The sequence below is a fragment of the Litoreibacter halocynthiae genome (assembly GCF_004365635.1).
Lineage (GTDB): Bacteria > Pseudomonadota > Alphaproteobacteria > Rhodobacterales > Rhodobacteraceae > Litoreibacter > Litoreibacter halocynthiae.
Map to the genome: position 1 here is coordinate 181,805 of NZ_SOBH01000002.1, position 12,899 is coordinate 194,703.

Below are 12,899 nucleotides of genomic sequence, written 5' to 3' on the forward strand. Positions count from 1 at the left end.
GCCTTTCCTTTCCCCCGTAGGGTGGGTTTTCAACCCGCCATCCTCACGAGAAATAGACATCCGCCGCTGTAATCACGTGTGCGCCTTTTGGCGTGCGCAGGATCAGGTTGCCTGCTTCGTCGATACTTTCGAACGTGCCGGTGATCTCCTCGCGCGAGGTGCGTGCGGTGATGACCTCCCCCAGCCGCGCCGCTCGTTTCAGCCAATCCTCGCGAATTCTGGCAAAGCCCAGCTCCGCAAAAATCGCCTCCTCGGTCGCATAGTTCGCCGACAGTTCTGCCAGAAATTCTTCGGGACTGACCGCGTCGCCATGTTTCGCAAGTGATGTCGGTGGGAAGGCTGCATCCTGAACGCCTTCGGGCACCGCAACCAGATTGACGCCGACGCCAATCGCCAGCCAGTCCAGCCCCTGCGCCGTCCCCATACTTTCCAACAAAATGCCCGCAACCTTGCCGCCTGATAGCAGCACGTCATTGGGCCATTTCACCGCCAGCTTGGTGCGATCCACATGCAGCGCCAGCGTTTCGAACAATGCATTCGCCGCCATAAACGAGCGTAACGCCGCATCTGCCGGACCGCCCAACGGGCGCATCAGCAATGTTGCGGCCAGATTGCCTTCGGGGTTTTGCCAAGCCCGCCCCTGCCGCCCGCGAGCGGCAGTCTGGCGATGGGCCATAATCCATGCCGGACGCTTCAGCTCGGGGGCAAGACGCGCCGCTTCGGCCATGGTGCTGTCGACCTCATCAAGAATGATGCGGTCGACGCCTTCGGGCCACAGATCAGTTGACAAGCGCACCTGCGGCGGCCATCGCCAGCCCTTCGATGCCGAACAGGTTCACGACGCCCAGCACCATCACCACCGCCGAGCCGACCAGCAGCAGCCAGTTGACCATCGGCATGGAGCCATTCAGTGCGTCGCGCTCTTCGCCGAAATACATGTAGTAGATGATGCGCAGGTAGTAGAACGCGCCGATCACCGATGCGATCACACCTGCCACAGCCAGCCATGTCATATTGGCGTCCACGGCGGCTTTCAGCACATAGAACTTCCCGAAGAAGCCCACCAGCGGCGGGATGCCTGCCAGCGAGAACATCAACACCAGCATCGCCAGTGCGCGTGTCGGCTCTTTCTTGGAGTAGTTCTGCAACGCATCGATATCCGTCACCGGCTGGCCGTCCTTCTCCATCGACAGGATGAAGGCGAAGGTGCCGATATTCATCGTCACATAGATCGCCATATAGATCAGCATCGCCTGCACGCCCTCGGCGGTGCCAGCAGCCAAGCCCATCAGCGCAAAGCCCATATGCGCAATCGAGGAATAGGCCATCAGGCGTTTGATGTCGCGCTGGCCAATCGCTGCGATTGCGCCAAGGAACATGGAGACCACGGACAGGAACGCCACGATTTGGCTCCAGTCCGCTACGGCCCCGCCAAACGCGTCATGCACGACGCGGGCAAACAGACCCATCGCCGCCACTTTCGGCGCGGTCGCAAAAAACGCGGTGATCGGCGTGGGGGAGCCTTCGTAGACGTCCGGCGTCCACATGTGGAACGGTGCTGCGGAAACCTTGAAGGCCAAACCTGCGACGACGAAGACCAGACCAAACAGCAGCCCAAGCGAGATATCCCCCGCGTTCACGGTCGAGAAGATGCCGGAGAACAGCGTCGTACCCGCATAGCCATAGACCAGCGAGGAGCCGTAGAGAAGCATGCCCGACGACAAGGCCCCCAGCACAAAGTATTTCAGGCCAGCCTCGGTGGATTTCACCGAGTCGCGACGCAGGGAGGCCACGACATACAAAGCCAGCGATTGCAGCTCCAGCCCCATATACAGCGCCATCAGATCGCCTGCCGAGACCATCATCATCATGCCGACAACCGACAAGGCCACAAGGATCGGATACTCGAACCGCAGCAGGCCCTCACGGGTCATGAAGTCTTGGCTCAAGACCAGAATGGCGGCGGCGGATAGCAGGATCGTCACCTTGGCAAAGCGCGAGAACCCGTCATCGACGAAGGCTCCGCCGAAGGCCGCATTCGTGCCCTCGCCGTTGACCCCGATCCATGCGGCAAGCAGCACAAACACAAGGCTGGTGGCCCACAGGACCAGCGGCGCGGATTTGTCCTTGGTCGTGTAGACCCCGCCCATCAGCGCCAGCATGGCGAAAACCGCCAGTAGAACTTCGGGCAGAACGATATTCAGGTCAGCTTGGATCATCTTATCCGTCCTTAGTGTCCGGCCACAGCCGTGGTCACGCCGCTATCAAGCAACGCGGTATCATAATTGGAGACCAGCGCTTCCACGCTTGGCCCGATCAGGTCCAGCACCAGCGCGGGGTAGACGCCCAGCAGGATGGTCATAAAGACCAATGGCGCAAAGATCGCACGCTCTCGGGTGGTCATGTCGGTGATCGACTTCAGGCTTTCCTTGATCAGGTCGCCCATGACCACGCGGCGGTAGAGCCACAGCCCGTAGGCCGCAGACAGAATCACGCCGGTGGTGGCAAACATCGCAACCCACGTGTTCACTTGGAACACGCCCATCAATGTCAGGAATTCCCCGACAAAGCCCGATGTCCCCGGCAAGCCGACATTGGCCATGGTGAAGAACATGAAGATCAGCGCATAGGCCGGCATGCGGTTCACAAGCCCGCCATAGGCATCAATCTCGCGGGTGTGCATCCGGTCGTAGATCACGCCGACACACAGGAACAACGCGCCCGAGATAAACCCGTGGGAAATCATCTGGAAGATCGCTCCGTCCACGCCCTGTTGGTTGGCCGCAAAGATACCCATGGTCACGTAGCCCATATGCGCGACCGAGGAATAAGCGATCAGCTTTTTCATATCCGACTGCGCGAGTGCGACCAGCGAGGTGTAAATAATCGCAATCGCCGACAGCCACAGCACATAGATGCCCAGCACCTCTGCCCCGACAGGGAACATCGGCAGCGAGAAGCGCAGGAAGCCGTAGCCGCCCATCTTCAACAGGATCGCCGCCAGCACCACGGAACCCGCAGTCGGTGCCTGAACGTGCGCGTCAGGCAACCAAGTATGAACCGGCCACATCGGCATCTTCACCGCGAAGCTGGCAAAGAAGGCAAGGAACATCAGCGTCTGCAAACCACCCACAACGGTGACCCCCGCAACGCTGAACGTCTCGGACGCGAAGGTATGGGTCAGCAACGTCGGAATATCAGTGGTGCCCGCGTCCATATACATGGCGATCATGGCGACCAGCATCAGAACCGAGCCAAGCAGCGTGTAGAGGAAGAACTTGAACGACGCATAGATACGGTTCACCCCGCCCCAGATACCGATAATCAGGAACATCGGGATCAGGCCAGCCTCGAAGAACAGGTAGAACAAGATCAGGTCCAGCGCGCAGAACACGCCAAGCATCAGCGTCTCCAGCAGCAGGAAGGCGATCATATAGTCCTTCACCCGCGTCTTCACATCCCAGCAGCTGGCGATCACCAGCGGCATCAGGAACGTGGTCAGCAGCACGAAGGTGACGGAAATTCCGTCCACGCCCATCTTGTATTGCAGGCCCATGAGCCAGTCGCGCTCTTCCACGAACTGGAAGCCGGTGTTGGAAGCGTCGAAGCCGGTATAGACAAAGATCGACAGCAGGAACGTCACGCTGGTGGCGATCAGTGCCAGCCACTTGGCGTTGCGCTGCGACGCCTCGTCGTCGCCACGCAGGAACAGCGCAAGGATCAGCGCCGCGACAAGCGGCATGAAGGTGATAACGGAAAGCAGGTTGTCCATTATTCGGCCCCCCCGATGCTCGGGCCGCCGATGGCGAACCATGTGATAATCAGCACCACGCCGATGACCATGGCGAAGGCATAGTGGAACATGAAGCCGGACTGCGCGCGGCCTGCAAGGCGGGTCAGGAACGGCACCGCGCCCATGGCCACCCCGTTGATAGAGCCGTCGATGACCTTGCCATCGCCCCGCGTCCACAGGAAGTTGCCAAGCCATTTGGCCGGACGGATGAAGATCACGTCATAAAGCTCGTCAAAATACCACTTGTTCAGCAGGAACTGGTACAGATGCGGCTGGTTTGCCGCCAGACGTCCCGGCAGGCTCGGGTTTTTGATGTAGAACATCCATGCGGTGAACAAGCCTAGCAGCATCGCGATGAAGGGCGAGACCTTGACCCATGCGGGTGCATGGTGCGCGTTGTCCATCGTGTGGTTGTCGGGGGCCATGTAGATGGCACCCTGCCCCGGCAGCGCGGCTTCACCTTCGCCGCCTTCAACGTCGCCCTCCTCGGAGGTGGCAGCGACCGCAGCCATGCTCAGGGTCTCGGGATTTACCAGCGCATGTTGCTCGCCTTGGGTAATGCCAAAGAACTTCTCAACGTCGTGGTGATCACCGAAGAACGGCTTGAAGAACACCATCCCCGAGAACACTGCGCCGATCGCCAGAACACCCAGCGGGATCAGCATGGTTTTCGGGCTTTCATGGGCGTGCTCATGGGTGTGCTTGTCGCCCCGCTCGGTGCCGAAGAACGTCATGAACATCAGACGCCACGAATAGAACGAGGTGAACACAGCCGCGATAACCAGCAGCCAGAACGCGTAGCCGGAGCCACCGCCCCATGCGCTTTCGATGATCGCGTCCTTGGACAGGAAGCCAGCGAAACCGATATGGGTCAACGGGATGCCGACGCCGGTAATGGCCAGCGTGCCGATCATCATCGCCCAGAACGTGTAGGGGATTTTCTTACGCAGGTTGCCGTAGTTGCGCATATCCTGCTCGTGGTGCATCGCGTGGATGACCGAGCCCGCGCCAAGGAACAACATCGCCTTGAAGAACGCGTGTGTCAGCAGGTGGAACATGGCGACCGAGTAGACGCCAACGCCCGCCGCCACAAACATATAGCCCAGCTGCGAGCAGGTCGAATACGCAATCACGCGTTTGATGTCGTTTTGCACAAGGCCCACGGTCGCCGCAAAGAACGCGGTGGAGGCACCGATGATCACGATGAAGGCCTTGGCCTCTGGCGCGAACTCGATCAGCGGCGACATGCGGCAAACGAGGAACACACCCGCCGTCACCATGGTCGCGGCGTGGATCAGGGCCGACACAGGGGTCGGGCCTTCCATCGCGTCCGGCAACCACGTGTGCAGGAACAATTGCGCAGATTTGCCCATCGCACCGATGAACAGCAGGAATGCCAGCAGGTTGGCGGCGTTCCATTCCGTCCACAAGAAGTGCAATTGCGTCTCGGCCAGCGTCGGGGCGGCCTCGAAAATGTCGGAGAAGTTGATGCTGTCGGTCAGGAAAAACAGCCCCATGATACCAAGCGCGAAGCCGAAGTCACCCACTCGGTTGACCACAAACGCCTTGATCGCGGCGGCATTGGCCGACGGCTTTTTATAGTAGAAGCCGATCAACAGATACGACGCGACGCCCACGCCTTCCCAGCCAAAGAACATCTGGACCAAGTTGTCCGAGGTCACCAGCATCAGCATCGTAAAGGTAAAGAACGACAGGTAGGCAAAGAAGCGCGGCTTGTAGCTGACGCCTTCGCCGAAGTGCTCGTCATGGGCCATGTAGCCGAAGGAATACAGGTGCACGAGGCTCGACACCGTGGTCACCACGATCAGCATGATCGTCGTCAACCGGTCCATACGAATGGACCAAGACGTGTCCAACGTGCCGGACTGGATCCAGCGCATGATTTCAATGGTTTCCGTCGTCCCGTCAAAGGTCAGGAAGACAATCCAGCTGAGCAAAGCCGACAGGAACAATAGCCCCGTTGCAATGATGCAGCCCGCCTGCTCGCCGATGAACTTCCAGCCGAAGCCGCAGATCAAGGCACCGATCAGAGGGCCAAAAAGGATGATGGTTTCCATAGTGACTTAGCCCTTCATCACGTTGACGTCTTCCACGGCGATGGAGCCGCGGGTTCGGAAGAAGCAGACCAGAATGGCCAGCCCGATTGCCGCCTCAGCCGCCGCGACCGTCAGCACGAACAAGGTAAATACCTGCCCTGCGAGGTCGCCGAGGTAGCTGGAGAAGGCCACGAAGTTGATATTCACCGCGAGCAACATCAGCTCGATAGACATCAAAATGATGATGACGTTCTTGCGGTTCACGAAGATGCCGAAAATGCCGATGACGAACAACGCCGCCGCGACTGTGAGGTAGTGTTCAAGTCCGATCATTTTGCATCTTTCTTGTAGGGTGTCTTGGACCCGACAGTGTCGGGAAAATAGGTCTGGCAGGCGCAGCTTTCGCGCTTCGAGGTGAGGCGCTTGGTCGGTACGCCCTGGTCACGCATTAGCGCTTGCAAGTCGCCCATGGTGTAAGGAGTCTTGGAGGCCAGCGCATCATACAGGGTAGCCGAAATTTCGCCGGAGTCTCTCGGGCCGGTCGATTTCAGAGAATGTGGCTGCGACTTGCTCCGCAACACTTTGCCGCTAGGGCAATGCTCAAGGTAGAAATACGTGCGATCCGCCTTGTCATAGGTTGTGTAGGATACGAACTGGTTGGGCCAATTGCCCGATGAGGCAATCTCGCGGCCCTCTGCCATGTCCCCGCTATATGCGCAAGGCGGCGGTGGCGGTGTCAGGCCAAAGGCCTGCCCCGCACACAGCGCGACAAGAGCGCTGGACAAAGTGATATGACGCGACGCGTGCATTCGACTTACAACCCCTGCCCCGGTTTGACGTCTTTCAGCTCCATCTGCTCCGCAGGGTCGCGGTAGATTTGGCTGAGCACGTTCTGGCGTTTGATGTCCGGACGGTGGCGCAGGGTCAGCACGATGGCGCCGATCATCGCGACCAGCAGGATCAGGCCCGCTGCCTGGAACAGGTAGATGTATTTGGTGTAGATCAGCAGGCCCAAGGCCGCCGTGTTGTGGGTCTCTTCCAGTGCGGGGGCCACCGCGTCACGCAGCGCAGTCGCGTTTTCCGCGCCTGTCCACGTGCCAAAGACCAACGCCAGTTCCATCAACAAAATAACGCCGATCAGCCCTGCGAGCGGTACGAATTTGGCCAGCTCTCCGCGCAGCTCCGCGAAGTTCACGTCCAGCATCATCACTACGAACAGGAACAACACTGCGACCGCGCCGACGTAGACGATAATCATCAGCATGGCGACGAACTCCGCCCCCAGCAAAACGAACAACCCCGCCGAGGACAGGAACGCTAGGATCAGCCACAACACCGAGTGCACGGGGTTGCGCGACACCACGACGAACAGGCCGGCCGTCACGACCGTAATTGCAAACAGATAGAATGCGAAATCAGCGAAACCCATCAGTCTTTTCCTTCTCCGTCCAGCACCTCTGTCGCCAGCTCCATCGCTTTCGACATGGCCGGAACGCCGCCAAACATCGCCGCTTGGGCAATGGTTTCGGCAATCTCTTGTTTCGTGGCACCCGCCTCAACAAGGTGGCGCACGGTGATCCTGATCTGGCTTTCGGCCTGCGCGCCCTGAATGGTCAGGCCGGACAAGGTCAGCAACAGGCGGGTCTTGGCGTCGAGACCCTCGGGGCTCACCCCTTTGCCCATGAACTGCTCCATCATCTCGGCAGACATGGTGGGCATCATGTTCTCGAAGCCTTTCGGCGTGAACGCCTCCAGCGCGGGGTTCATGGTCTTCGCCATGTCCTGGCCCATTTTCATCATGGCCTCGAAGGGGTTGTTGGGGTCAGACATTGGCTTCTCCATCTTCGGGGTACATGGTGATTTCGAACGTGCCATCACCGGTTATTTCGATCCATTCGCCAGGATTACGATCCTTGGCAGCGACGACCGAGCTTTGAACCTTGGACGTGATCTCCAGAAACTCGGAGCGCGTCGCAAGCTCGCCTGTCATGGTGCCATAAAACGGGCTTGAATCGTCCGTGATCACGGCGAGCGCTTTCGCCGCTAGATCAACCACGCCATCGGTATCGCGCAACTCTTCGGCAAGTGGCGTGACGGCGCGCATCAGCTTTTCGTCAAGGACGGACGGCAACTCGCCATGGCTGACGGCGACCGCATCCGCGGCGACAACGGCTGTAATCACCTGTCCTTCATACATGTCGCGTGTGACACCTTCCGAGACGATCACGCCGTTGCTCTCCGACAGGACAGCATCGAGCGTGCCGATGGCAAACTCGGCACCCATGTCTTCGATCATGTCGACCAAGTCATCCAGAATGCTGGGGTCAAAGGGATATGTGGCGTGGGTGCTCATCTGTAAGGGGCATCCATTTCCAGATTGTGGGCAATTGCGGATTCCCAACGGTCACCATTCTCCAGCAGCTTTTCCTTATCGTAGAACAGCTCTTCACGGGTCTCGGTGGCGAACTCGAAATTCGGGCCTTCGACAATCGCATCCACCGGGCAGGCTTCCTGACAGAAGCCGCAATAGATGCATTTCGTCATGTCGATATCGTAGCGGGTGGTGCGGCGCGAGCCGTCGTCGCGCGGCTCCGCGTCGATGGTTATGGCTTGGGCAGGGCAAACTGCCTCGCACAGCTTGCACGCGATGCAGCGCTCTTCGCCATTGGGATAGCGGCGCAAGGCGTGCTCACCGCGAAAGCGCGGGGACAAAGGCCCCTTCTCGTGCGGGTAGTTCAAGGTCGCTTTGGGCGCGAAGAAATACTTCAGCCCCAGCTGCATGCCTTTGAACATGTCCATCAGCAGGAAGTATTTGGCACGACGGCCGAAACTCACGCTCATTTCATCTCTCCCGTAAGGCGGCGCATCATGCGTCGGCCCATTTCATTTGGTAGTCGCTCTGCAATGCGGATCCGGTCCGCGCTTTTGCAGTCGTCTTTTCAATCTCGTAATGCAGATACATGCGGCCTTCGGGGATCATCCCCTTCAGGCGCAACCTGCGTCCGGTTTCAGCGGCGTCCGGAAAGTTCAGCGGCTTCGCCGTCCCCGGTATTTTGTGGATGCCCGCACAAATATGCACGAGGCACTGGCATTTGCGCTTCCAGAATGTCCACACCAGCTCTGGCGAGAACTGGTACATGCCATGCCCGACCCAGCCGTTCATCCCGTTAGCAGACACAAACCGCCCACCGGGCTTCAGCATCTTGTAGACGTTTTCCAACGCCTGAGGGACGTTGAACACATGCTCGATGGTGCCGCCATCGAATATGAAGTCGAATTCATTGTGCAGCTTCGCTGGCACCGGCTCGTTCAGGTCTTGCTCGATCACGGGGCCTTCATAAGGCGCGTAATCCATCGTCTCGATCTCACCCAGACCAAGATTGCGGAACAAGGTCTCGGCGTAGCCGTCTTCCTGCAGGAAGTGGAACCGCTTTTCCTCGATCCCCGCACGGCGCAGGGCTTTCTCGTAGGACTTGGCAAAGGGCGGCTCGATCTTGAACCCCTGACGGCCCAGCATCAACGACCGGCCCGAAGGCCGGAAGCGGGTGGAGAGATCCACCAATTGCTGAAACAGGGTGCAGTCGACGCCCATTGAGTTAACCCCCTACTGCCCAGCGGGCATAGGCCCCGCCAAAAGCACCGTATTGCGCGAAGAAGGCCACCAGAACGACCCAGCCCAGCGACAGCGGCAGGAACACTTTCCAGCCGATGCGCATCAACTGGTCGTAGCGGTAGCGCGGCACGATGGCCTTCACCATGGCGAACATGAAGAAGAAGAACGCCATTTTGCCAACCATCCACAACGGGCCATCCGGCAGGAACGGGATCGGGGACAGCCAGCCGCCGAAGAACAGCAGCGAGATCAGCGCGCACATCAGGAAGATGGCGATGTATTCGCCGGCCATGAACAGCAAAAACGGGGTTGAGGAGTATTCAACCTGATAGCCCGCAACAAGCTCCGACTCCGCTTCCGGAAGGTCGAACGGCGGGCGGTTTGTCTCGGCCAAGGCGCTGATAAAGAACAGGAAGACCATCGGGAAATGCGGCAACCAGTACCAGCTGAAGAAGCCGTAATCACCGTCTTGCGCCCGCACGATATCTCCGAAATTCAACGATCCGGTGGACAGCACGACGCCGATAATGATCAGCCCGATGGAGACCTCGTAGGAAATCATCTGCGCCGCAGAGCGCAGGCAGCCAAGGAACGGATATTTGGAGTTGGACGCCCAGCCCCCCATGATCACGCCGTAAACCTCAAGCGAGCCAATGGCGAAAATATACAGGATGGCGACGTTCAGATCGGCCAGAACCCATGTGTCGTTGAACGGGATCACCGCCCACGAGATGATCGCCAGCACGAAGGCCAGCATCGGGGCCAGCATGAACACGAACTTGTCGGCCCCTGCGGGAATAACGATCTCTTTGACCACATATTTCAGCGCATCGGCCACCGATTGCAGCAACCCGAAGACCCCGACCACGTTCGGGCCACGCCGCATTTGCACGGCGGCCCAGATTTTCCGGTCGCCATAAACCAAAAACAGCAGCGAGATCATCACGAAGGCGATCATTGCCAGGCATTGGGCGACGATGATCAGGGTGATCCCCAGTCCAGATGAAAGAAATTCAGCCATGGTCCCTCAAACTGTTGGTATGCCGGTCTCGGCACATTCTGCGACGGCCACTTCGGCGTCGATTGTTTGCAATCCGTCGGGTAGTGCAGCCGAGATGGTGTAAACCGCATCTCCGGCCCAAAGGCCACCCTCTTCCTGTACGTTTGTGCGCACATGTCGCGCAAATCCGAAGCCCCGGATCAACGCATACTGCGCCGCCGCGCATTTTCCGTAATCCGCCACATCCGCTTTGGTCCGCGCACCCCTCATCCGCACCAGAAAGCTGACGAGGTCATCGTCAAGCCGTCTGGTCTCGATGCCAAGGTAGTCCGGCGCAAAATAGTCCTGCGACGGGTCCTCGGTCGGGGTGCAGGCCGCTAGCATGGCTGCCCCCAGAAAGGATATGCGCGTGCGCATGTCACGTTACTCCGCAGCCATCGGGGCGCTGGCCCGCGCTTTGGCGTTTGCCGACAGCTCGGCCATCAATTCAGACGCACGGGCGATCGGGTTGGTCAGGTAGAAATCGGTCAGGGCGTGGCGGAAGTCGGCCTTGCCCATTTTCTTGGCCGGCAGCGGTGTCCATGCGTTCTCTGGCACGATGTCGACACCCGCCAGATGCGGAACTTCGGCGACCAGCGCCTGACGCAGTTGCGCCAGTGTGTCGTAAGGCAGTGTCGTTCCCAATTCGGCGGACAGCGCCCGCAGGATGGCCCAGTTGTCTTTCGCCTCGCCCGGAGCAAACCCCGCACGCAGCGCCAGTTGTGGCCGCCCTTCGGTGTTCACGAACAGCGCTTGTTCTTCGGTATAGGCAGCACCCGGCAGGATGATGTCGGCACGATGCGCGCCGCGATCCCCGTGGGAGCCTTGGTAAATCACGAACGGACCCGCATCGATGTCGATCTCGTCGGCGCCAAGGTTGTAGATCACCTCGGCATCCTTGATCCCGTCCATGCCGGCGTCATTCGTACAGCCCACATCCATCGCGCCAACGCGGCCAGCGGCGGTGTGCAGCACCATGAACTTGGCGTTTCCGGCCTCGGCCAGTTGCATCGCGGCGCCCAGAACAGCCTCGCCATCAGCTTCCTGCAACGCGCCCTGGCCGATGATCGTCACACCGGCTTGCTCGCTTGCGTTGTCCATCTCGGCGACCTTCGCCAAGGCGGCGCGGTCGGTGCCCAGATGGGTGTACTCGAAGCTCAGGTCCAGCTTCGGCCCGATCACGCCAACGGTCGCGCCAGCCAGATAGGCCTTGCGAATACGCGCATGAAGCACGGGGGCCTCGATCTCTGGGTTGGTGCCGATCAGCAGGATCATTTTGGCGGTGTCGATATCCTCGATACGCGCGGTGCCGACATAGCCGGAGCGGTTGCCCGCAGGCAGTTTCGCGCCATCGGTGCGGCATTCCACAACGCCACCTTGGCCTTCGATCAGTTGTTTCAAGGCAAACGCGGCCTCCACAGGGGCCAGATCGCCCACCAGACCGGCAAGTTTCTTGCCTTTCATCGCGGTGGCAGCGGCTTCCAAAGCCTCGCCCCAGCCCGCTTTGCGCAGCTTGCCGTTTTCACGAATATAAGGCGTGTCGAGACGCTGGCGGCGCAAGCCGTCCCAAACGAAACGGGTCTTGTCGGAAATCCATTCCTCGTTCACGCCGTCATGGTTGCGCGGCAAAAAGCGCATGACTTCGCGGCCTTTAGTGTCCACGCGGATGCTGGAGCCAAGCGCGTCCATCACGTCGATGCTCTCGGTTTTGGACAGCTCCCACGGGCGCGCCGTAAAGGCGTAAGGCTTTGATACCAAAGCCCCAACGGGGCACAGGTCAATGATGTTGCCCTGCATGTTGGAGTCTAGGGTCTGGCCCAGATAGGACGTAATCTCCGCATCCTCGCCACGGCCCGTTTGGCCCATTTGCGTGATGCCCGCGACTTCTGTCGTGAAGCGCACGCAGCGGGTGCAGGAAATGCAGCGGGTCATATGGGTCTCGACCAGCGGGCCAAGGTCCAGATCATCCGTCGCGCGTTTTGGCTCGCGGTAGCGGGAGAAGTCCACGCCATATGCCATCGCCTGATCTTGCAGATCGCATTCGCCGCCTTGGTCGCAAATCGGGCAATCCAGCGGGTGGTTGATCAGCAGGAACTCCATCACCCCTTCGCGGGCCTTCTTGACCATCGGCGAGTTGGTTTTCACCACAGGCGGCTGGCCTTCCGGTCCGGGGCGCAGGTCGCGCACCTGCATCGCGCAGGACGCGGCAGGCTTCGGCGGGCCGCCGACGACTTCGACCAGACACATGCGGCAGTTGCCGGCAATGGTCAGGCGCTCGTGATAACAAAAACGCGGCACTTCGACGCCCGCTTGCTCACACGCTTGGATCAGGGTCATCGCCCCGTCACACTCGACCTCTTTGCCGTCGATGATTACTTTTTTCAGGTCGCTCATGCG

The 12,899-nt window shown here is 59.6% G+C and carries 14 protein-coding genes; all 14 read right to left on the reverse strand.

What is annotated here, in order from left to right; genetic code table 11:
• Positions 1 to 43: 43 nt before the first annotated feature.
• The 14 genes from BDE40_RS08075 to nuoG are packed head-to-tail and all read right to left on the reverse strand — an operon-like array spanning position 44 to position 12,896.
• Entirely contained in the window at positions 44 to 790 is a 747-nt protein-coding gene (locus BDE40_RS08075; protein ID WP_134014040.1) for a biotin--[acetyl-CoA-carboxylase] ligase, read from the reverse strand.
• Positions 780 to 2,219 carry an NADH-quinone oxidoreductase subunit NuoN gene (gene nuoN / locus BDE40_RS08080; protein ID WP_134014042.1) on the reverse strand — a complete coding sequence of 480 codons (1,440 nt, stop codon included), beginning with the start codon at positions 2,217 to 2,219 and terminating at the stop codon, positions 780 to 782. The genes BDE40_RS08075 and nuoN overlap by 11 nt, the downstream gene beginning before the upstream one ends.
• Positions 2,220 to 2,230: 11 nt before the next feature.
• Positions 2,231 to 3,772, reverse strand: coding sequence for an NADH-quinone oxidoreductase subunit M (locus BDE40_RS08085; protein ID WP_134014044.1), 1,542 nt, complete (start codon positions 3,770 to 3,772; stop codon positions 2,231 to 2,233).
• Positions 3,772 to 5,871 (reverse strand): NADH-quinone oxidoreductase subunit L, encoded by a 2,100-nt coding sequence (gene nuoL, locus BDE40_RS08090; protein WP_134014045.1) that lies wholly within the window; start codon positions 5,869 to 5,871, stop codon positions 3,772 to 3,774. Before nuoL ends, BDE40_RS08085 begins: the two co-directional genes overlap by 1 nt.
• A gap of 6 nt (positions 5,872 to 5,877) precedes the next feature.
• A complete protein-coding gene (gene nuoK, locus BDE40_RS08095) occupies positions 5,878 to 6,183 on the reverse strand; it encodes an NADH-quinone oxidoreductase subunit NuoK (RefSeq protein WP_073139920.1) in 306 nt (101 codons plus the stop codon).
• The gene (locus BDE40_RS08100) at positions 6,180 to 6,635 is read right to left on the reverse strand and encodes a hypothetical protein (RefSeq protein ID WP_134014047.1); all 456 of its coding nucleotides are present in this window, start codon (positions 6,633 to 6,635) and stop codon (positions 6,180 to 6,182) included. Before BDE40_RS08100 ends, nuoK begins: the two co-directional genes overlap by 4 nt.
• A 29-nt stretch (positions 6,636 to 6,664) precedes the next feature.
• The gene (locus tag BDE40_RS08105; protein WP_134014055.1) at positions 6,665 to 7,279 is read right to left on the reverse strand and encodes an NADH-quinone oxidoreductase subunit J; all 615 of its coding nucleotides are present in this window, start codon (positions 7,277 to 7,279) and stop codon (positions 6,665 to 6,667) included.
• Complete coding sequence (locus tag BDE40_RS08110) at positions 7,279 to 7,680, reverse strand: carboxymuconolactone decarboxylase family protein (RefSeq protein ID WP_073139931.1); 402 nt, start codon at positions 7,678 to 7,680, stop codon at positions 7,279 to 7,281. Before BDE40_RS08110 ends, BDE40_RS08105 begins: the two co-directional genes overlap by 1 nt.
• On the reverse strand, positions 7,673 to 8,203 hold the full coding sequence (locus BDE40_RS08115) for a hypothetical protein (protein ID WP_134014057.1): 531 nt from the start codon (positions 8,201 to 8,203) through the stop codon (positions 7,673 to 7,675). The genes BDE40_RS08110 and BDE40_RS08115 overlap by 8 nt, the downstream gene beginning before the upstream one ends.
• Positions 8,200 to 8,691, reverse strand: a complete 492-nt coding sequence (gene nuoI / locus BDE40_RS08120; RefSeq protein WP_134014059.1) for an NADH-quinone oxidoreductase subunit NuoI — start codon at positions 8,689 to 8,691, stop codon at positions 8,200 to 8,202. The genes BDE40_RS08115 and nuoI overlap by 4 nt, the downstream gene beginning before the upstream one ends.
• A 25-nt stretch (positions 8,692 to 8,716) precedes the next feature.
• Entirely contained in the window at positions 8,717 to 9,442 is a 726-nt protein-coding gene (locus BDE40_RS08125) for a methyltransferase domain-containing protein (RefSeq protein ID WP_134014061.1), read from the reverse strand.
• Positions 9,443 to 9,446: 4 nt separating this feature from the next.
• A complete protein-coding gene (gene nuoH, locus BDE40_RS08130; RefSeq protein WP_121021387.1) occupies positions 9,447 to 10,484 on the reverse strand; it encodes an NADH-quinone oxidoreductase subunit NuoH in 1,038 nt (345 codons plus the stop codon).
• Positions 10,485 to 10,490: 6 nt separating this feature from the next.
• Positions 10,491 to 10,880 (reverse strand): hypothetical protein, encoded by a 390-nt coding sequence (locus BDE40_RS08135; RefSeq protein WP_134014062.1) that lies wholly within the window; start codon positions 10,878 to 10,880, stop codon positions 10,491 to 10,493.
• Positions 10,881 to 10,886: 6 nt separating this feature from the next.
• Complete coding sequence (gene nuoG, locus BDE40_RS08140) at positions 10,887 to 12,896, reverse strand: NADH-quinone oxidoreductase subunit NuoG (protein ID WP_134014064.1); 2,010 nt, start codon at positions 12,894 to 12,896, stop codon at positions 10,887 to 10,889.
• Positions 12,897 to 12,899 lie beyond the last annotated feature (3 nt).